A 20,748-nucleotide genomic window follows, 5' to 3' on the forward strand; every position below is an offset into this window, starting at 1 on the left:
TGGGAAGGACCGTCAGGCCCTTCCCAGCCCCCATGAAAATGAGCTAACGGCTTGCCACGACTGTAAAAAAGCTTTTTCATACCCGGCAAAACCTCTAGTATTGAGGCAGAATCAATGCCCTTTCCAAGGAATGTGCCCCATGACAGATTTGCTGCAACAGAACATGGCCATTATCCGCCGCCGCTGGCCGGAAGTAGCCCAGGCCATGGATGCAGCAGATCCCGACAGTCTGGATGCCATGTTGGTCACAGGGGCAGAACAGACCATCAGTGTCAACGGCATTCAGCTCAGCAGCCGTCATAACCGGTTGAGCGAAGTTGAATTATTGGCTGCGCAGCTACCGGAAACCACTCCCAGCATTTTCCTATATGGCCTGGGTATGGGTGATTTGCCCAGAGAATTATTGGCTCGGCCAGCGCTGAAGAACCTTATTCTTATACCGCTGAACATGGCCCTGCTCAAATTGTTACTCAGTTATACAGAGCAACAGGACTGGTTGATTGACCCCAGGTGTGAACTCATATTACCAAGTAACCAGTCTCAATTTCGCGAGCCGGCCATTGCTTTGATCGCAGACATGGTACTCGCAGAAGATAGTGCTGCTGAGTTGAGAAACAAATGGTTGGTAAAGAATCAATTACAATTTTCCGCTCGCGATCACAGACCCGATGACAAGGAGATACTGCAAAGATTTACCGACAATGGCGAACTTATCCGCAGTGAACCCGATGTATCTTTGTTGTTCAATAAAACCCAGGGAGAAAGGCTAATTATTGCCTGCCCTGGCCCCAGTCTTTCTGACTGTTTACCAGGACTGCTCCTCGCACAACAATCTGCCACACCCTATAAAATTATTGCCCTGGATACAGCGTTCAAGGCGCTTTTTGAGCATGGCATACGTCCGGATATAGTCGTGAGCATAGATGCCGCTATAGACCGGAATCACCTGCACATCGAGGCATCCAATGATATTTCTCTGGTGTATTTCCCTCGTTTGGCAAATGAAGTAATCCGTGCGTGGAAAGGCCCAAGATACATGGCTTACTCAGCGTCATCCCTTTACGATATCCCAAGACAGATAAAAATGCACTCCAGCCTCTATGCAGGAGGCAGCGTGTTGCACCCCGCAGTGGATTTAGCGGTGAAGATGGGGGCTTCGGATATCATTCTCTTGGGTTGTGATCTGGCCTTTCCAGGAAATAGAACTCATACCGGTTGGGAAGATGGTGAACTCAATATGCATATAGGTGCCCAAGGGCAACATCAGTGGTTAGTGAGCAATGCCGGAGACAAGGTGATCACCAGTCTAAGTTTTATGAGTTATCTGGATGCGCTGCAAGATTATATACAAGCCCGTCCCGCCAAGCGCTTTTACACTACCAGTCTCAATGGTGCAGCTATTCAAGGTTGTGGCTACTTGGCCCCGGAAACACTCTGGCCCAAAAAGGAGCAGGTATGAATCCAGCAGAGCAGACTTCGATAACAACAGTCTTAAATGAATTACAGCTAACTGCACAATATCTGCGCAAAGGGTGCGAATCCATGGCGCAAGAATTGCTAACGACTGTGACAGGGCAATTATTGCATTTGAGCCAGAGTTGGTCCGAGCAAAAAATTGTCAAATTAAACGAAATCATTACTCAGGCTTTTGATTGCCAGCGCCGCCATGATTGGCTGGGATTAGCTGACTATCTGGAATTTGAACTGGTGGATTTCCTGTGCCAACGGGAAAATCATGACTCAACAAATAAGGAAACTGAATGAAACAGGTTTTAGTCACGGGCGCCGATGGCTTTATCGGTTCCCATTTGGTCGAACTCCTGGTTGAGCGAGGCTATCGAGTCCGCGCCCTGGCCCAATACAATTCCTTCAACTACTGGGGATGGTTGGAAGACATTGCATGTGCCGATGCGGTGGAAATCGTCTGTGGTGACGTAAGGGACCCACATTTTTGTAAGCAAATCACCAAGGATATGGACTTAGTGTTCCATCTGGCAGCCTTGATTGCTATCCCCTTCTCCTATCAGGCACCGGACAGCTATCTGGATACCAACGCCAAGGGGACACTCAACATATGCCAGGCAGCGCTGGAGAACCAAGTTGGACGAGTAATACATACCTCCACCAGCGAAGTCTATGGTACGGCCCGATATGTTCCCATAGACGAGGCCCATCCACTGCAGCCCCAGTCTCCCTATAGCGCCTCCAAGATTGCGGCTGATGCCATGGCCATGAGTTTTTACAACAGTTTTCAATTACCTCTGACCATAGCCCGTCCCTTCAACACCTATGGACCCAGGCAATCGGCCAGGGCGGTTATTCCCAACATCATCAGCCAAATAGCCGCCGGCGCCAGTGCGATTAAACTGGGAGACCTCACCCCGACCCGTGACTTCAACTATGTCAGCGACACCTGTCGAGGCTTCCTGTCCCTGGCCGAATGCGATGCCAGCATAGGAGAAACAGTGAATATTGCCAGCAACAGCGAGATCAGCGTGGCCGATACCCTGGATCTTATCCGCGACATCATGGGCAGCAAGGTGGAATTCATCACCGAAGATGCCAGACTCAGGCCCGGTAAGTCAGAGGTTTTTCGCCTCTGGGGAGACAACCGCAAGATGCTCGCCCTCACGGGCCATACCAGTCAGATAGACTTGCGGCAAGGATTGGAGCGGACCGTACACTGGTTCACCCAACCGGCGAATCTGGCCAAGTACAAGTCCAATATTTACAACAAATAAACCGGAGCAGCGACGATGGCACACGCATGGGATCCAGTATGGGAAGACGTTTTCAGCCGTCAGGCCTGGGGAAAATATCCGGGGGAGGATCTGATCCGCTTTATCGCCCGCAACTTCTATAAGGTGACAGACAAGTCGGCCCTGAAACTGCTGGAAGTGGGGTTTGGCACTGGCGCCAATCTGTGGTTTATGGCCCGGGAAGGGTTTCCTGTTCATGGTATCGAAGGCTCTGCCACAGCCATCAAACTGGCCAAAGAGAGACTGGATCAGGAAGTGCCTGAATGGCAGGGAGAATTATTGCAAGGAGACATTTTGCAACTCCCCTACGAAGACAACAGTTTCGATGCTGTTATAGACAACGAAGCCATCTACGCCAACAGCTTTGAAAACGCAGTACAGATGTACAAGGAAATCCACCGGGTGCTTAAACCCGGCGCATTGATGTTCAGCCGCTGCTTCACCGAACAGACCACGGGCTATGGCAGTGGCACAGCGCTGGGTAAGCACGCCTTTCTGGTATCTGAAGGCCCAATGACCGGCAAGGGATATACCCGCTTTACGACCCGCGAATGCCTTGAAGAGTTGCTGCAACCCTTTAAGGTAAATGAGCTGCAATGCATCAGCCGTCACAGTGATGGCGGAGACAAGGTCAGCGAATGGATTATCATTGCCAGTAAGAGTGCCTGAATCAATGAGCAATGCCATCCTCGACACCATAGCCTTTATTCGCCAGCTGTATCAAAGCCAGGATTTCCTGCCGCTGCATGCCCCCAGCTTCGATGAGCAGGAGCTGGACTTGGTGACAGACACCATCAAAAGCACCTTTGTCTCCAGCGTTGGCCGTTACGTTAGCCAATTTGAACAACAGCTGTGCCACTATACGCAGGCCAAGGGGGCCGTCGCCACAGTCAATGGCACTGCAGCACTGCACACGGCCTTATATCTGGCCGGAGTTAAAACAGGCGATCTGGTCATCAGTCAAGCACTGACCTTTGTAGCCACCTGTAATGCCATCACTCAGTTGGGGGCAACCCCGCTGTTTATCGATGTTTCCAGAGACAGAATGAGCCTGTGCCCTGAGGCGCTGGCCCGATACCTGGACGAACATGCCGAATTGACCGATGAGGGCTTGTGTCGCCACCGACCTACGGGTCGCATTATCCGCGCCATGGTCCCCATGCACACCTTCGGCCATCCTGCCGAACTCGAAAAATTGCTGCAACTGGCAGGACGCTGGCATATTGGCCTGGTTGAAGATGCCGCCGAAAGCCTGGGCTCCTGGTATCGGGGACAACACACTGGCACTCTGGGGCGATTTGGTACCTTAAGTTTCAATGGCAACAAAATAGTGACCACGGGTGGCGGCGGTATGCTGCTTTGTGCCTCTCATGAAGATGCAGAACGGGCCAAACACATCACCACCACGGCCAAGCAACCCCATGCCTTGGAGTTTTTTCATGATATGCCGGGCTTTAACTACCGTATGCCCAATCTCAATGCCGCCCTCGGCTGTGCCCAAATGACCAAACTTGACGGCTTTGTGCAAAGCAAGCGCGCGGTTGCCGAGGCCTACAGGCGGTTTTTTGCCGACACGGAATTTGCGTTTGTCTGTGAACCCAGTGACAGCAGATCAAATTATTGGCTCAATGCCATAGTGCTGCCGGATCCTGCCTTGAAGCAACCCTTTCTGCAACAGACCAACCAGGCCGGTGTCATGACCCGCCCCGTTTGGCAGCCCATGCACACCTTGCCCATGTTTGCCAACGCACCCAGGGGCGAGCTAGGCAACACTGAGTGGCTGGCCCTGCGCCTGATCAATCTGCCCAGCTCGCCGCTGGCTTGCAGCAACACATGAAGATATGAGCATGAACACAGCCTTGAGTGCATTCAGCCAAGTTCTGGATCAGGATATGTATTACCGGCAGGGCTACCGGAAACTGTACCTGGAACCCGAGGCGCAGGCCTTCGATTATTGTTATGAAGAAGGCCCGCTCCAGTTTAAAGTGATGAGCATTAAACGTCCCATTCTTCAGGTGGCCGGTCAGGCACTCGAGGAAGAATGGTATGATCTTGAAACCCATTACGGTTACGGCGGCCCACTCAGTAACAGTGCTGATCCTGACTTCCTCGCCCGGGCTTTTGACGCCTATCGTCATCACTGTGCCAACAACAGGATCATCTGTGAGTTTATTCGTTTTCATCCACTCAATGAGCTGGGAGCCCAGGCCGGCTGGTATGATTTTCATGCCCTGGAGCGGCAGGTGGTCAGTGTCGATCTGCGCGGGGATGAAACCGCACGCTGGCAAGGCTATTCAAAGACCTGTCGCAATCTTTTACGCCGCAGCCTTGAATGCCTGACAGTAGATGAACAGCTGCCACTGGAAGACTTTTTGCCCTTATATCGACAGACAATGGACAAAAATCGCGCCGCCGCTTTTTTCTATTTTGACCAGGAATACTTTCAAGGTTTGGCCTCCCTGCCCGGCTGTCGTCTGCTGGGTATCCGTAACGCACAGGGGCAGTTGATCTCGGCCGGTTTCTTCTTTTTCTGTCCTCCGCTGGCCCATTACCATCTTTCGGCCAATCTGCCTGACGCAGTGCGGGAAAATGGCAACTATCTGTTGCTTGAGCATGCCTTCAGGCTTGCCAAGGCCGCGGGCTGTCAGCAGATGTTGCTTGGCGGGGGGCGTACAGCGGCCACAGATGACTCGCTCTTTAAGTTTAAGACTAAGTTTTCAAAAGATATTTTGCCTTTTTATATTTCAGGAATAGACTTTATTCCCGGGCAAAGAAACAGACTTAATGCCCTATGGCAAGCTCAGTTTCCACAGCGACAACTGCGACATTTTCAAAAATACCGGCTCACAGAGTGAGGAATCTTATGGCTCAAACGACCTATATCATTGCCGAAGCCGGCGTCAATCATAACGGTGACATTAACCTTGCCAAATCGCTTATCGATGCGGCAGTGAGTGCCGGTGTTGATTGCGTTAAATTTCAGACCTGGAAAACCGAACTCTTGGTAACAGAGCAAGCAGAAATGGCTCGCTACCAAATGGAAAACACCCAAAGCCAGACCTCACAGTTCCAGATGCTCAAGGCGTTGGAGCTAAGTTATGAGGATTTTCAGGAACTTAAAGCCTATTGCGATCTCACCGGCATAGATTTCATGTCAACCCCCGATGAAACCCAGAGTGCCGACTTCCTCAATGGGCTGCAACCCGTGTTTAAAATAGGTTCGGGTGAACTGACCAATTTGCCATTCCTAGTCCATATTGCCCATTTTGGCAAACCTGTGATCCTCTCCACCGGCATGAGCAATCTGGCCGAGATAGAGCAGGCCCTGTCACTGTTGACGGCTAACGGCCTCAGGCTGGATCAAATAACAGTGCTGCATGCCACCACCCAATATCCGACCCCCATGACCGAGGTCAATCTCAGGGCCATGAACACCATAGCCAATGCCTTCCCCGGGGTAAAAGTCGGTTATTCGGATCACACCCTTGGCATCGAAGTGCCGGTGGCGGCGGTGGCCTTGGGGGCCAGCGTCATAGAAAAACACTTTACCCTGGATCGCACCATGGAAGGACCCGATCACAAAGCCAGCCTGGAACCCGCCGAGTTGGCAGCCATGGTATCAGCCATACGCAATATCGAGGTGGCCCTGGGCAATGGTATTAAACAACCCAGCCACTCGGAGATGGAAAACCGGCAAATAGTGCGCAAGAGCATAGTCGCCGCAAGGGATATTCAAAAAGGAGAACTGCTCAGTGCGGACAACCTGGCACTCATGCGGCCGGGTTCCGGGCTGCCACCGTCTCGCTGGAGCGAGGTGATTGGCACTCCTGCCAGAGAAGACTTCAAACGCGGAGACATAATCCGATGAGCCGTCGAATTTGCGTGGTTACCGCCACCCGGGCCGAATATGGTTTGCTTCGACCTTTACTGGATGAAATCCTGGCCGACAATGATCTGAGCTTACAACTGGTGGTGACCGGTACTCATCTGTCTCCCGAGTTCGGCTACACCATCAAGGATATAGTGGCCGATGGCTACCCCATAACCAAAAAAGTGGAAATGTTGCTCTCCTCTGACTCGGCTGTGGGCGTCAGCAAGAGCATGGGCCTGACCCAGATAGCCTTTGCCGATGTATTTGAAGAGCTTAGGCCGGAGATACTGCTTGTGCTTGGTGACAGATATGAACTGCTGCCCATAGTGCTGGCGGCCAATATTGCCCGCATTCCGGTAGCCCATCTAAACGGTGGCGAATTGACGGAAGGCGTCATGGATGAAATATTTCGCCATGCCATCACCAAATTGTCACAGCTGCATTTCACCGCCATAGAAGACTATCGCCGCCGGGTGATCCAAATGGGCGAAGCGCCCGAGCGGGTATTTACCGTAGGCGAAGCCGGGCTGGATAATATCAGGCGCATGAATTTTATGGACAGGCCACAACTGGAGCAAAGCCTGGGACGGCCACTGCTCAGTCGCAATCTGATCATCACTTATCACCCTGATCAGCACGACAACCTAGCCGCCATTGAGGCTAACTTCCACCTGCTGCTCACGGCCCTGGATGAGCTCAAGGATACCCTGCTGATTTTTACCAAAGCGAACAGTGATATTGGAGGACGCCAAATCAATGCCATGATAGACGCCTATGTTGCCAAACATGAGGATAAAGCCCTTAGTTTCACCAGTCTTGGGCAACTGCGCTATCTGTCCCTGCTGAAATATGTGGACGCGGTAGTAGGCAACTCCTCCAGTGGTATAGTAGAAACCCCCTCCTTCGGTCTCCCGAGCATTAACCTTGGCACCAGACAACAGGGACGAATACGTGCTGCCAGTACGTTGGATGTCGCGTTCGATCCAAAGGAACTGCGCACCGCTTTGGCCAAAGTGCTCAATGAGAACTTCCGCGCGACTCTTAAAGAAGTCAGTAATCCCTATGATCAAGGTGGAACTTCATGCAAAATTAAGCAGATTATAAAGGAGTACCCACTGGAAACTCTTGCAGGAAAACGTTTCCATGACCTCTGACCTTGAACAAATTGGTGGTGAAATGGCCTTTTCCCCCCAACGCTTCCAAGCTCTGACATTGAGTGGACGCTTCTCACTTCGCCTGATAATTCATAGTGCAGCACTGCAGGGGAAGAAGGTGTTGCTGCCCGAGTGCTTGTGCCAGGTAATAGTCTCTGAGTTAACCCGCTACAATATCAGTTTTGGTATTTATTCTCTTGGCGATACCTTAGAGCCTATTTGGCCGGAGAATTTCGCTCAATACGAAGTCATTTACCTTATCCAGTATTTTGGCATGGATTTTAGGAGCAGCTTGCCCGAAACGATGCCAAGGGATCTGATCGTCATCATTGACGATGTATTTTCGCCCCTGCCACGCCTGCCAGTCCTCATTAACCCCTGTTACAGTTTCAATAGTTTACGTAAAATTTCTCCCTTGGCGGATGGCAGCATACTTGTAGCAAACCGCCCGCTCATGTTGGATATTTTGGGACAGGCAAATGATGGGGGGTTTTCTGCCCAGAAATACTTAAATAAAGGCATAAAGCACGAGTTCCTCAGCGAAACAGTTACCGGAGACAATGCATTGGCAATGGAGCGGCGTTTTTTGGAGGGATTTTCCAAGGCAGAGCAATTGCTTGACTACATAGAAGGCGTACCTTCAATATCTTTGGAAAGCCAGTACCTGGCGCTAGAGTTCATGGCCAATCTGGAGCAGGAAAGACTTCACAGGAAGTTAAATTACCTCCGCCTACAGCAGCTATTACCAGAGCTGGTATTACCTATGGACGTAGATTTCTTTTCCTTCGCTTTGCTGCGACTACCAGGGCAAAGAGATGAGCTCAGACAAATGTTGGCAACTGAGCGAATCTTTTTACCCGTGCATTGGCCTGAGCAGCCAGGTTTTAATTCTGACTGCACCCTATGGTTATCAGTTCCTTTGGACTCCCGTTATCACGGCGGACACATGTCCCGCATCGCTGACAAGATAACAGCTTTTTATCAGGTTATTTGACAGTCACAATAACTTAGAGTCCAAAGGGTTACGCTACACTGTTTAACATCTGCCGGGCAGCCACATTTTCAGCGTCCATACTGAGTATATGTTCGCAGGCCATTCGCACTGCATCCATAGCCCCCAAATCCATGTAAAGCTTAGCCAGGGCCTGCCATACCATTAAATCCTTGGGATAAAAACCCAGATAACGGTTGTAACTTTCCACTGCGGCCATAGGATCCCCAGTGATAAACTGCAAATGGGCAAGTTTTGGCAAGAAGCGAGGAGAAAAGTCACACAATTCCGTCATTGCGGCCAGCGCCCGGGCAAACAGTTTTAGCCCCAAAGCCAACGATACTATTTGAGTTAAGGCTAGAGATCTGTGGGACTCCAAACTGGTCTGTTCAAACTCGATAAGAGCCTCGGACTTATTTCCCTGAATGACCTGAATATAGCCTGCCAATAAATGCGAAAGGGAGCGATGGTTCTCGTCCTGATTCGATTGCAGTCCAAGGGCATGGGCCAGCTTCTGCAGCGCGGCAAGGTTACGCTTAGCAAACAACTGAGCAACCTTTGCATCTATGTTATCAATGCTGGTCTGCTTTATTATATTTTTCGCATGTTGAGTGTCATTGGCCTCTATTTGCTGAAGATATTCTTGTTGTAACAGGTGGAACTCAGACTGCAGATGAGCATTAAGCTTTTCGCTACCATGGCGCGCTATCCATAACGCAGCACGGCCGCATTGTTTATCCATACGCCACTGAGCAAAAAGCTTTTCGAACGACGGGCATGAATCATTCTCCATCACCCTGCTCTCGGTACGCAGTCGGGCGGCTCTAAGCAAAAGTTGCAATTTTTCTCCACTTTTAACGAAGGCTTCATAGTACAGACGGCCGCTTTCCTCCAAACGACTGTCGTCCCATTCATCGACATTCCCTGGGCTCATAAAAGACACAAAATAATTAAGCCCATAGATTTTGAGCAGCTTTGTCAGGTACTCGTAATCCTTGTCGAGCTTCTTCTGCAACTTGTCGAGCTGATTACTGGCTTTAGCTTGATTCCCCTTGGCATTGTATAAATCCTGGTTAATCTTGATTGCTTTTCTGGCCAGTGCAATGACATCCCCCAGATCCCTTTCCACCCGGATTAGCTCTGTAAGCACTGCCTTATCCTGCCGTAACTGCTCCTCTAAGGACAGGCTCTGGCAATAATCATGCATCCGCTCCAGTCCCTGGGTCACAGGCTTAAGCAACGTAACAGATTCAAGTGGACTGTAAGGAACCCCTCTAATCTTTGCTCCCTCTGGAGCCAAATTGATAAAACTGACGCCAGTTTCCGCTTCTTCCTCAATGGACTGTTCCAACCTCTCTCTGGCTGTTGCCAGTTGTAATGAGGTCTCAGCCATTTTCCCCTGATTGGTCTCCACCCAAATACCCTCAGCAGTAAGCAAGGGGCCCTGGGCCGCTTCTATGCTGCCCTTGGCATGGGTGAAACCATCACTGGAAAAACACATATCCGTCCCAGCCAACAAAATCTGTGAGAAGCCTGCTGCAATGGCAAAAGACAATGCCGTATTGGTTACAGTGGGGCCTGCGGAGTTGAAATTAGTTACGTTGAGCTGGCTATGCCAAGGAAACCTTACTCCGAGATACATGCTGGGGCCATGCCATTGACCCAGCAACTTAGGTGCTACATGATAGGAATTAACAAACACCACTGAGGAAGGCCACAGCAACATTTCTTTGCTGACATCAAAACTATCATCAAATGGATCGACAGATACCACCACATCAGGCACCAGTCCCACTTGTTGCAAACGCCGGGCGATACGAGATACCGCAATCACTACCAGATTTTCCCGATGAGTTTGCACCCAACCCAAGCAGTTATCCAAAGAAGGTCCGCCAGCGAGAATGACGCAACTACAATCTCGGAAAATACCTTCCAATCCTTGAGCTGGCAAGCGGTTTTCACATACATTCTGCATCTGGCGGATCACGAAATGCTCACTGCCCAAAGTCACCTTATTGTAAAATGAAAGACGCTCCATAGTTGCGTGACTGTCATACTTGAGCTTATGGTAGGCTGGAAAATGTTCGAAACGAGCTCCGAGTGACTCAAAGAATTTCAGTTTATTCTTGTAGATAAACTTCATCAGCTGGAAATCATCCAGCCTTTCTTGCCACTCATCTGCGCTGAATATCACTACTTTAGGATCTGTCGAAGTATCCACCTTGGCACGGATAACATCCACTAACTCGGGCAATTCGATGAAGAAGAATACAGAATCATCTTTCTTACGGTGTTTGAGCACATAATCCACCAGTAGCCCAGAATCTGTTCCTATTATGACGTTGAAACAATCCTCATCCCACAACTCTTGCTCAAAATGCCCCTTAAACACGGACGCCGAATCATAGCGATCAAAAGCAATCTGATTCACTTCAAACAGATAACTTTCACCATAAATATTGGTGCAAAATTCCAACTGCGCCTCTTGCGTTGCTTGCTGCATTAATTATTTGTCCTTCTGTCTCAATAACAGTGTCAAGGCAGTGTTTATCCTTTGGCAACTATAAGTTGGGCCAGTTGAAAATCCATCCAGGTATCTATGTCTACCGAGTTTTCCTGGTGCATTGGAAAGCCGTACACGTCTGGCTCCAGAAACAACTGCTGCCGTTCACGCAACGACTTGATGTCATATAGATAGATAGCACCATTGAAACGATAGTACTGAGGCAAATCCTGGCTTCGCAAACCTGCGATCTCCGGACGAAGAAAACCTTCAAGGGAGCCTGACTCCGGTAAGGTGTTTGCCCATAATGGTGGATGTTCACAGGGGCTTATGGAAACTACCCCTTTGGCTTGTTTTTCAATAAACAGCTCAATCGCACCTTCAATGTCAGCCACTCCACGCAGGGGCGAAGTGGGCTGCAATAACAAAAGACAATCGTAATATTCGCCATCTGTTGCTAATGAGTCTATTGCATGCAATATCACCTCCATTGAGGAAGTGGTATCTCCAGAGAGTCTCTCTGGACGCATAAAAGGTACTTTTGCCCCATGATTCAATGCTACTTGGGCTATTGACTCGCTATCGGTACTGACCACCACGTCATCCACATTTTGTGAGCCGAGCGCCGCATCTATGGTCCATGCCAACAGCGGCTTCTCTCCCAAAGGTAGGATATTCTTATTCGGTAAACGCTTACTTCCGCCCCTCGCGGGGATAAGCGCCAAGATCCGAGGTTTATTTGTCATGCTCAAATCCCCAACCTGACTATATCTGCCTGGGCACGGTCGAAATCATCCAAGCGCCCTATATCAAGCCAGTATTCGTGTATGGGGAACATGAGTACATCTTGCTCTTTAGCCAATGCCTGTTCCAACAAAGTCGGCATATCTATGCGGGTGCCAGGCAGCACTGTCTCAACCAACGCCGGGGACAATACATAAATACCGGCATTTACGAAGAAGCGCTGTATTGGCTTTTCTTCCATGGACAGTATCTTGTGACCTTTGCCATTAATGACACCAAATGGCACTTGATACTCATACTCACGTACACACATGGTGGCGGTAGCGTTGCTTTCATTGTGAAAGGCCAGTAGACGCTCAAAATCGACGTTGGTCAGTATGTCACCGTTCATCATGATAAGCGGTAGCTTAGGTAAATCCTCAGGAAGAAGTCCCAAGGCACCTGCCGTGCCTAGAGGCGAGTCTTCTTGTACATATTCAATCTTAACGTTCCAGCGACTACCATCACCAAAATAATTTTTTATCAATTCCGGTTTATAAAAAACTGAGATATAAAAATTAGTAAATCCAGCTCGAATGAAACTGAGGAGAATTGTTTCAAGTATCGGTCTGCCCCCAACGCTCAACATCGGCTTGGGATAGTTGTCGGTCAAAGGTCTGAGTCGTGTGCCAAATCCCCCCGCCATCAGGAAAACGGGATTGTCATAATGGTTATGTTCCGTTACTGATTTGAGGGTGCGCAAATCCACTACTACCTTGTCTCGCAACAGTGGAACAGAGCCTATACTTCTTGACTCCATTAGGGCCGCCAGCGCCTTTTTCGATGTACCCCAAGATGCTGTTACCGGGTTTCGGAACATGATTTCACTGACGGGGGAAGTTAATGGTACATTTCGTAATAGTCCACGACGTATATCACCGTCTGTAATAGTGCCGAGCAGATGCTTGCTCTCATCGACTACCAGCACCAATCGGAAGACCTCATTGTTGAGTATTTCAATGGCCTCAAGAATGGTCTGTTGCGGCGAAATCAAAGATCTTTCCCAACTGTTGTCCATGTAAACTCCTCGTAGAGGTATCCAATCCAGCGCAAACCAGGAATACTAAATTTTGACGCTATTCATAAAGTTAAAATTTAGCAAATTTCGCGCCAGCTTACATTAAGTACGACCAAAGATGAGCGCAAAGCCAGCTAAAGTAATTCCCCAAAGATGCGAGGTCAGATAAAAAATGGTATTTTCTCATTTCACTTTCAAGCATTACACGTACCAAGGTCTAATTTTTGAATACGACGCACAGTTATATTCCGCTCGACCAATACCGCCGCAAATGGATCTTCAATCACAAGGATCTGCCCGTCAGCGATGAAGACAAGGCCAGGATCCGTCCCCTGGATGACAAGAGCGCCATGGTGGTGTGGAAGGAGCTGGTCAGCAATCAAAGCAGCCATGCTGAACAATTTGGCAAGGGTGATTGGCAGACACGGGCCAAGACCTGGGTCAAAACCGATTTCTGGCAGTCTGCCTGGGATTCGGAAGCCGCCGAATTGCCAGCAATGCTGGCGGAGTTTATCCATTGGCCGGACGATACCCGGGTGTATTTCTGTTATGAAAAATATCAGGTAATAGAGACCTGCTGGGACGTATACCGCCGCAACTGGAAATGCTTCCTGTTTTTCGATGATGGTCCCCTGCTGCTGAGTGACAGCGCCAAACAGGCGGTGTGGTTCGAGCAATCGGGCAAGTATCATCTGGGCACCCGCCCCTGAATCCGGCTTGAACCTGAGCCACCGAAAGGACATTTCATGAAATTTTGCTTTGCCATACTCTTGGCTCTGGGGCTGTGCGCGTCGCTGCCGACCCAGGCCACCACAACCCCTTACGAGATAGGCGGGATCTCAATTCCGACCGAACTGACCCAACAGGGCATCCCATTGCAACTTAACGGCGCCGGCGTGCGCAGCAAGTTCTTTATGGATCTTTATGTGGGCGGCCTTTACCTGCCAAACAAGGCCGATACCGCCGCCAATGCCTTACAGCAACCGGTTGCGGCTGTGAGTTTGCACATTATTTCCGGCCTTATCACCGCCGACAAAATGCGCGCCGCCATCAGCGAAGGATTCAATGAGGCAACCGCTGGCAACACAGAGGCGATCCAGGCCGATATCAGCCGCTTTATGGGCTTGTTTGAGGAAGAAATAAAGGAAGGGGATCAGTTTCTGCTTTATACCAGTAAGGAAACCGGGGTCAGTGCCTATAGAAACGGCCAGCTGCAGGACACCATCGCCGGAGAGGCCTTTCGCCAGGCCTTGCTGAACATTTGGCTGGGTGACGCACCGGCCCAAGGCAGCCTTAAAAAGGCCATGCTGGGACGCTGACACTCAAGCACCATGCCCATCGCGGCCATGGTGCTAAATAGATTGAACGGATGTTGGCAGCGATAGCGGCTCAGCCGCGTTAGGGTGTTAGAAGCGATAGCCCAGATGCAAGGCGCCCGCCGGATAACTGTCCAGTTCCCTGACCCTGTTGGGCTCACTCAACTCCAATTCGGGGTTAATAAAATACCCCAGATAGGCATTGAGATTGAAACCCATACCCAGTTGCCAACCCAGGCGGACAAAGCTGCTGGTTTCTGTCAGTTCCAAGGTCTGTTCATTGGCCCCCACCAAAAAGCGTTCGGTACGGTAGGCTGCCCCCAGGCCCAATTCCAGCCCGGGTGACATGCGGTAGCTGAATTCAATCCCCGCCGGACCGCTGAATCCCGTCTGGAATGGGTTGGCCACCCGCCATTTATCACTTAATTGCCAATTGATAACCAGATAAGGGATGGTTCTCACCTCGTTGATATCATTGAGATAAGCAATACCAAAACCCAGGATGTTACCGGAATCAAATCTGTGTACTGCGGCGCCGACAACTCCGTAGCTGGCCGCATCAGCCGCAGATACCTCATCGCTGTAGGCGTATTGCAGTTGCGGAGTCAGCATCACACTCCAGTGGCGATTGAGGTTATAAGTCAGACTGATAGCCGCACCATAGCGTGTGGCTGAATCGAATTGGGCGGCAGTCAATGCGGGGTCTGTGGCAACACTGTCCGCCGCTCCGGAAAAATCCCAGTCCAGTTTATCGGCCCCCAGGCGCAGTCCCAGCCCCCAAGTGTCGTCCAGTTGCCAATTGGCCCTGGCTCCCAGGAGATAGCTTTGGCGACCAAGCTCGCCACCGCCCTGCAGATCCGCATCGGCCGTATCTATGGCGGTCAAACTCAGGCTATAACTGTCGCCCCGACCTTCCCCGGCCAACACCCAGTGACTGGCAGACAGACACCCGAGTGCCAGCAATGCTGCGAACTTTTTCATCCAATGTCCTTAATGCCATCATCAAAAGCGCAAGTATAACCACAGCTTAATCCAGGCGGTGGGCCCGGAGAAACAACTCAGCACTCTGAATGCAATACTGCCTGTGCTCCTGTTCAAGCTCCCCGGTATCCAGCCCCAGCTCCTTTCTGAGCCGCAGTTCGCCGAACAACATTAAACAGAAACGGATGGCTGCCTGGCGCTTGTTGCCAAAGCTATAACGTCCATGGGTCTCAACCCGGGTAAAAAATTCCACCAGCAGGCCCAACATGTGCTCCGGGCCGGCATCAAAATACAACTGTGCCGTGTCGGGATGGCTTTCTACCTGAGAAACACAGGCACGATAGACAGTGATGGCGTCGTCGCTGACTATCAGTTCCCCAAAATGAACCGCAAACAGGGTCAGGGCCTTTTCCGGCTGCGCCGCATCGGCAAGCAACACATCCGTCAGCTGATACACCACACATTTGGATTCAATGGAAGCCACAAAAAGATCATCTTTACTGCCAAAATGAGCATAGACGGTTTGCTTGGATACACCGGCTTTTTTGGCCACCTCGTCCATGCTGGTGTTGGGAAATCCCTGGCCGCAAAACAAGGCTATCGCCGCCTCAAGGATCTGGGCGCGCTTCTGTTCGCTGCGACTCATGGGGGCTTCTTTGGCTGCCATGCACAACTCCGGTATGGGTGGTAATTTCTGCATTGAACCACAAATTAGACTAGACAGTCCAGTCTGACCACCATAGACTGGGTTGGCTGACCTTATACTGGCAGGGTTGGCTCGTTTTCAGGATTGTCGAACAGGATAAGCGCCCATGGATAGACTCAGCCGTTCCCGCCGTATTCACTCAATCTCAGTGCTGCTGGGTTTGGCCCTGCTTGCCGGTTGCGACGGTGACCCCGACAGCAAACAGTCCAAACAGCTCCCAAGCGTAACCACCCAGGTGCTTGAAGCCCAAAACCATTATGAACAGACCCTGGAATTCAGCGGCACTGTTCGGGCTGGTAACACCACGGGGGTCGGTTTTGAGCTCGGCGGCAAACTGAGCCAGCTGATGGCCGACTCCGGTGACAAGGTGCAGGCCGGTCAGGTATTGGCCAGGCTGGATACCCAGCTGTTGGACGCGGAACTCAGGGAACTGGAAGCCAGCCTGGCCCAGAACAGCGCCGATCTCGCCCTGGCGCAGGCAACCTTGAAGCGCAGCGAAACCCTGAATGAAAAGGGATACGCCTCGGGCCAGCAGCTGGATGAATTGCGCGGCCAATTGGCCAGCCTCGAAGCCGGTCGCGCCCGTTTACAAGCCGCCAGAGATGCCATCAAACTCAAACTCGACAAGTCCAGTCTGATAGCCCCCTTTGAGGGCACTATCTCCATTCGTCACTTTAACCTGGGCGAAGTCCTGCCACAGGGGCAGCCGGTATTTACCCTGATCCAAAGTGGCAATCCCCAGGCCCATGTGGGGGTACCGGCGGAGCTGGCCCGCAGCCTGAGTGTCGGTTCAGCTTTGGATGTCCGCGTTGGCAACACCCATTACCAGGCCAGGCTTGAAGGGATCAGCGCCGCCCTCAATCCCCTGACCCGCACCGTGGGTCTGCGCCTGGCACTGCCCGGCGATGTGGCCCTGCTCAATGGTGAAATTCTCTATCTCAACCTCAGCCAACAGATAAATACCCCCGGCTACTGGGTGCCCATGTCGGCCCTCACCGATGGCCTGCGCGGTCTGTGGAACCTGTACGTGGTGGTCAGAAATGACCAGGGGGAATACCGGGTCGAACGCCGGGACGTGGAAATCCTCTACACAGACAAGGACAGGGCTTATCTGACCGGTGCCCTCGGCGACAAAGAGGCCTACATTCCCCAGGGCCTTCATAAACTGGTGGTTGGCCAGCAAGTCTCCCCCATCAGCCAACTCGCGACGAGGTAAGTCATGATCAAGGCCTTTGTCGAAAACGGCCGCCTGGCGGCCCTGCTGATCGCTTTGTTGATCGTGGCCGGTCTGGGGGCCATCCACAGCCTGCCACGGATGGAGGATCCCCATATCACCAACCGCTTCGCCTCGGTGATAACCCAGTATCCCGGCGCCCCCGCCGAACGGGTTGAAGCCCTGGTGACCGAGGTACTGGAAAACCAGCTCCGTCGTCTCGAGGAACTCAAGCTTATCCAGTCCACCTCCAGGCCGGGGATCTCGGTTATCCAACTGGAGCTGAAAGACGATGTGATGGAAACCGATCCCGTCTGGTCCCGCGCCCGGGATCTGCTTGCCGACAGCCGCCAGGCCCTACCCGGTGGCGTCAACAACCCTTTGCTTGACGATCAGATAGGTTACGCCAATACCGCCATATTGGGTCTTGCCTGGCGCGGAGACTCGCAGCCCAGGCTGGATATTCTCGGCCGTTATGCCAAGGAATTGCAAAGCCGGCTGCGCCTCTTGCCCGGCACCGACTTTGTGCGCCTGTATGGCGAGCCTGCCGAAGAAATTCTGGTGGAACTGGATGGGCGCAAAATCAGCCAATTGCAGCTAACCCCGGGCGCCATAGCCCAAATCCTCAGTGCGGCAGACAGCAAGATTGCCGCCGGCGAGCTGCACAATGATCAATTTCGCGCCCTGGTGGAAGTGTCCGGTGAGCTGGATTCCCAGACCCGAATTCGCCAGGTGCCGCTCAAGGTCGATGCCCAGGGCGAAATCGTGCGCCTGGGCGATGTGGCCAGCATCAGCCGCCAACCCAAGAGCCCTGCGGCAACCGAAGCGCTGCTGCGGGGTGAACAGGGGGTGATGGTTAGCGCCCGCATGCTCAACAACACCCGGGTAGACCAATGGATGGCCCAGGTCCGGGAAACCGTGGCCAACCTAGAGGCAGGTATGCCGGCCAACGTGGAAATCCAATGGCTGTTTGAGCAGGAAAGTTACACCAGTACCCGACTGGGGGAGCTGGCAGTCAACCTGTTACAGGGCTTCGCGATCATATTGCTGGTACTGATGCTGACCCTGGGTCTGCGCAACGCAGTCATAGTGGCCCTGTCCCTGCCGCTGACGGCGCTGTTTACCCTGGCCTGCATGAAATATATAGGTCTGCCCATACATCAGATGTCGGTCACGGGTCTGGTGGTGGCGCTCGGGATCATGGTGGACAATGCCATTGTGATAGTCGATGCCATTTCCCAACGCCGCCAGGCGGGACAGGGGAAACTGCAGGCCGTAACCGAAACACTCAAGCACCTCTGGTTGCCGCTGGCGGGCTCAACCATTACCACCATACTCGCCTTCGCCCCCATAGTCTTGATGCCGGGCGCCGCCGGTGAATTCGTCAGCGGTATCGCCATTTCGGTGATGTTTGCCCTGCTGGGTTCATATCTGATTTCCCACAGCCTTATCGCCGGCCTCGCCGGCCGTTTCAGTCCCAGTCACGAGCACGACTCGGTATGGGCCCACGGCGTGCGTATGCCCAAACTCGCCAGTCGCTTCAACGCCACCCTAGTCCTGGCGCTGAAACGCCCTGTCTTCAGCGCTTTGGTCATTGGCCTGCTGCCGCTGCTGGGCTTTCTTGCCGCCGGACGCATGACGGAGCAATTTTTCCCGCCATCGGACCGGGACATGTTTCAGATTGAGCTGCATCTTGCCCCCCAGGTCAGCCTGGCCCGCACCCGGACCGAAGTGGAAAAGCTCGACAAGGTGCTGGAAGAAACCGATGGCATAGAGCGCATAGACTGGGTTGTGGGCGGCAATATTCCCTCCTTCTACTACAACATTACCCAGCGCCAGCAGGGGGCAAGCAACTATGCCCAGGCCATGGTCAAGACCCGGGATTTTCGCAGCGCCAATCGCCTGATCCCCGAATTGCAGCGCCGCTTTGACAGCGAATTCCCGGCGGCCCAGATCCTGGTCCGCAAGCTGGAACAGGGGCCGCCGTTCAATGCTCCGGTGGAAATGCTGGTCTACGGTCCGTCACTGGAACAGCTCAATGAACTGGGCGAACAGGTACGGGCGATTTTGGCCAGCCATCCGGATGTGATCCATACCCGCAGCACCCTGAGTGCAGGTGCCCCCAAGGTCTGGCTGGAAGTGAATGAGGACGCGGCGCTGCTCAGCGGCCTGTCGCTGTCGGACATAGCCAATCAGGTGCAGATGGCCACCAGCGGCCGCAGTGGTGGCAGTTTGGTGGAGCAGACCGAGTCATTGCCGGTGCGGGTGCGTTTGGATGACAGTCACCGCCAGCAGCAACAGGACTTGGGTGAGCTGCAACTGGTATCGGGTGCCGCCGGCGGTATTCCGCTGTCCGCCCTGTCCAGCAGCCATTTAAGCGTCAGCCGCGGCGCCATCCCCAGACGCAACGGTCAGCGGGTCACCACCCTGGAAGCCTATATTCGTGCCGGCGTACTGCCCGGCAAGGTGCTGGCCGATATACGTGCCGAAGTGGATGCCCTGCCCCTGCCACCTGGCTACCGCATTGAGGTGGGCGGTGAGAGCGCCAAACGCAACGAAGCGGTCGGCAACCTGTTGTCGAACATAGTGCTGGTGATCACCCTGCTGCTGGCGACCCTGGTGTTATCGTTCAACTCCTTCCGCCTAACCGGCATTATCTTGCTGAGCGCAGTGCAATCGGCGGGGCTGGGGTTGCTGGCTGTGTACCTGTTCGACTATCCCTTCGGCTTTACCGTGATCATTGGCCTGCTGGGCCTGATGGGATTGGCCATTAACGCCGCCATAGTGATACTCGCCGAACTGGAGGATGTGCCCGAAGGCCGCGCTGCCGACAATGATCTGATAGTACGGACCGTCGCCAGTTGCACCCGCCATATCAGCTCCACCACCATCACTACAGTGGGGGGCTTCCTGCCGCTGATCATTGCCGGAGGTGGCTTCTGGCCGCCCTTCGCCATCGCCATCGCCGGTGGTACGGCCCTGGCAACCCTGCTGTCACTGTTATGGGTGCCGGTAATGTACAGGTTATGGATGCGCCCCAAGGCCCAGCCACTGTTGTGCGCCGAGGCCTGAGTCTGCTCAAGATAAGGAAAAGGCGCTCGATGGCGCCTTTGCTTCTATTGTATGGCTTTCAGATCAGGCCCCGGCAGCGGGCAGCAAAAAGCCGGAGATAAACTCCGGCTTCCCGACCATGGATGTCAGTGCCCCTTGGACACCAAAATACGATACAGCTTGTCTTTCAACTCGGCCCGTTCCAGTTTGAGCGTACCGAAGTGCTCATCTGTGGTGGGGACCTTATTGAGTTCCAGACCACGAATTTTGTGGTCCAGTTGGTGATAGCGTTTTGACATGCCCATAAATTCAGGATCGGTGGATTTCAGATCCTGAATAACCGCACTGTATTCAGGAAACTCTGTAGACAGAAGATGCTTTTCACCCAGCATGCATGGCCCT

19 protein-coding genes are annotated in these 20,748 nt (G+C 52.5%); 13 read left to right on the top strand and 6 right to left on the bottom strand.

Features of this window, described 5'->3' with window-relative positions; translation table 11 throughout:
• Window positions 1-139: 139 nt before the first annotated feature.
• Genes JYB84_RS11900 through JYB84_RS11940 form a run of 9 tightly spaced genes read left to right on the top strand, consistent with a single transcriptional unit; the run spans window position 140 to window position 8,778 of the window.
• Complete coding sequence (locus JYB84_RS11900; RefSeq protein WP_207320285.1) at window positions 140-1,459, top strand: motility associated factor glycosyltransferase family protein; 1,320 nt, start codon at window positions 140-142, stop codon at window positions 1,457-1,459.
• On the top strand, window positions 1,456-1,764 hold the full coding sequence (locus JYB84_RS11905; RefSeq protein WP_207320286.1) for a hypothetical protein: 309 nt from the start codon (window positions 1,456-1,458) through the stop codon (window positions 1,762-1,764). Before JYB84_RS11900 ends, JYB84_RS11905 begins: the two co-directional genes overlap by 4 nt.
• Entirely contained in the window at window positions 1,761-2,741 is a 981-nt protein-coding gene (locus JYB84_RS11910; RefSeq protein ID WP_207320287.1) for an NAD-dependent 4,6-dehydratase LegB, read from the top strand. Before JYB84_RS11905 ends, JYB84_RS11910 begins: the two co-directional genes overlap by 4 nt.
• Before the next feature lie 15 nt (window positions 2,742-2,756).
• Entirely contained in the window at window positions 2,757-3,428 is a 672-nt protein-coding gene (locus JYB84_RS11915; RefSeq protein WP_207320288.1) for a class I SAM-dependent methyltransferase, read from the top strand.
• A gap of 4 nt (window positions 3,429-3,432) precedes the next feature.
• Complete coding sequence (locus JYB84_RS11920; protein WP_207320289.1) at window positions 3,433-4,596, top strand: LegC family aminotransferase; 1,164 nt, start codon at window positions 3,433-3,435, stop codon at window positions 4,594-4,596.
• Window positions 4,597-4,606: 10 nt separating this feature from the next.
• Window positions 4,607-5,614 (top strand): GNAT family N-acetyltransferase, encoded by a 1,008-nt coding sequence (locus JYB84_RS11925; RefSeq protein ID WP_207320290.1) that lies wholly within the window; start codon window positions 4,607-4,609, stop codon window positions 5,612-5,614.
• Window positions 5,615-5,622: 8 nt separating this feature from the next.
• A complete protein-coding gene (neuB, locus tag JYB84_RS11930) occupies window positions 5,623-6,627 on the top strand; it encodes an N-acetylneuraminate synthase (RefSeq protein ID WP_207320291.1) in 1,005 nt (334 codons plus the stop codon).
• Window positions 6,624-7,784 (top strand): UDP-N-acetylglucosamine 2-epimerase, encoded by a 1,161-nt coding sequence (gene neuC, locus JYB84_RS11935; protein WP_207320292.1) that lies wholly within the window; start codon window positions 6,624-6,626, stop codon window positions 7,782-7,784. Before neuB ends, neuC begins: the two co-directional genes overlap by 4 nt.
• Window positions 7,774-8,778 (top strand): aspartate aminotransferase family protein, encoded by a 1,005-nt coding sequence (locus JYB84_RS11940; RefSeq protein WP_207320293.1) that lies wholly within the window; start codon window positions 7,774-7,776, stop codon window positions 8,776-8,778. The genes neuC and JYB84_RS11940 overlap by 11 nt, the downstream gene beginning before the upstream one ends.
• 28 nt (window positions 8,779-8,806) lie before the next feature.
• Here JYB84_RS11940 and JYB84_RS11945 read toward each other — a convergent pair whose 3' ends face one another.
• From JYB84_RS11945 to JYB84_RS11955, 3 genes are read right to left on the bottom strand one after another with little or no spacing between them, the layout of a single operon-like run.
• The gene (locus tag JYB84_RS11945; protein WP_207320294.1) at window positions 8,807-11,278 is read right to left on the bottom strand and encodes a 6-hydroxymethylpterin diphosphokinase MptE-like protein; all 2,472 of its coding nucleotides are present in this window, start codon (window positions 11,276-11,278) and stop codon (window positions 8,807-8,809) included.
• Between the two features lie 44 nt (window positions 11,279-11,322).
• Window positions 11,323-12,024, bottom strand: coding sequence for an acylneuraminate cytidylyltransferase family protein (locus tag JYB84_RS11950; protein ID WP_207320295.1), 702 nt, complete (start codon window positions 12,022-12,024; stop codon window positions 11,323-11,325).
• A gap of 2 nt (window positions 12,025-12,026) precedes the next feature.
• Entirely contained in the window at window positions 12,027-13,079 is a 1,053-nt protein-coding gene (locus JYB84_RS11955; protein WP_207320296.1) for a nucleotidyltransferase family protein, read from the bottom strand.
• A 224-nt stretch (window positions 13,080-13,303) separates the two neighbouring features.
• Between JYB84_RS11955 and JYB84_RS11960 the strand changes: the two genes are divergently transcribed.
• Together JYB84_RS11960 and JYB84_RS11965 are read left to right on the top strand one after the other, a co-directional pair.
• Window positions 13,304-13,789: a DUF2947 domain-containing protein gene (locus tag JYB84_RS11960; RefSeq protein ID WP_207320297.1), complete on the top strand. Its 486-nt coding sequence runs from the start codon at window positions 13,304-13,306 to the stop codon at window positions 13,787-13,789.
• A gap of 36 nt (window positions 13,790-13,825) precedes the next feature.
• On the top strand, window positions 13,826-14,398 hold the full coding sequence (locus JYB84_RS11965; RefSeq protein ID WP_207320298.1) for a chalcone isomerase family protein: 573 nt from the start codon (window positions 13,826-13,828) through the stop codon (window positions 14,396-14,398).
• A gap of 87 nt (window positions 14,399-14,485) precedes the next feature.
• Here JYB84_RS11965 and JYB84_RS11970 read toward each other — a convergent pair whose 3' ends face one another.
• Window positions 14,486-15,376 carry a DUF6268 family outer membrane beta-barrel protein gene (locus tag JYB84_RS11970; RefSeq protein WP_207320299.1) on the bottom strand — a complete coding sequence of 297 codons (891 nt, stop codon included), beginning with the start codon at window positions 15,374-15,376 and terminating at the stop codon, window positions 14,486-14,488.
• 46 nt (window positions 15,377-15,422) lie between these two features.
• Window positions 15,423-16,043, bottom strand: a complete 621-nt coding sequence (locus JYB84_RS11975; protein WP_207320300.1) for a TetR/AcrR family transcriptional regulator — start codon at window positions 16,041-16,043, stop codon at window positions 15,423-15,425.
• Between the two features lie 145 nt (window positions 16,044-16,188).
• Here JYB84_RS11975 and JYB84_RS11980 point away from each other — a divergent pair, with 145 nt between their 5' ends.
• Together JYB84_RS11980 and JYB84_RS11985 are read left to right on the top strand one after the other, a co-directional pair.
• Entirely contained in the window at window positions 16,189-17,298 is a 1,110-nt protein-coding gene (locus JYB84_RS11980; RefSeq protein ID WP_207320301.1) for an efflux RND transporter periplasmic adaptor subunit, read from the top strand.
• Between the two features lie 3 nt (window positions 17,299-17,301).
• The gene (locus tag JYB84_RS11985) at window positions 17,302-20,367 is read left to right on the top strand and encodes an efflux RND transporter permease subunit (RefSeq protein WP_207320302.1); all 3,066 of its coding nucleotides are present in this window, start codon (window positions 17,302-17,304) and stop codon (window positions 20,365-20,367) included.
• A gap of 125 nt (window positions 20,368-20,492) precedes the next feature.
• Here JYB84_RS11985 and JYB84_RS11990 read toward each other — a convergent pair whose 3' ends face one another.
• Window positions 20,493-20,738 carry a YdcH family protein gene (locus tag JYB84_RS11990; RefSeq protein ID WP_207320303.1) on the bottom strand — a complete coding sequence of 82 codons (246 nt, stop codon included), beginning with the start codon at window positions 20,736-20,738 and terminating at the stop codon, window positions 20,493-20,495.
• Window positions 20,739-20,748: the final 10 nt, after the last annotated feature.

The sequence above is a fragment of the Shewanella cyperi genome (assembly GCF_017354985.1).
In the GTDB taxonomy this organism is placed as follows: Bacteria; Pseudomonadota; Gammaproteobacteria; order Enterobacterales; family Shewanellaceae; genus Shewanella; species Shewanella cyperi.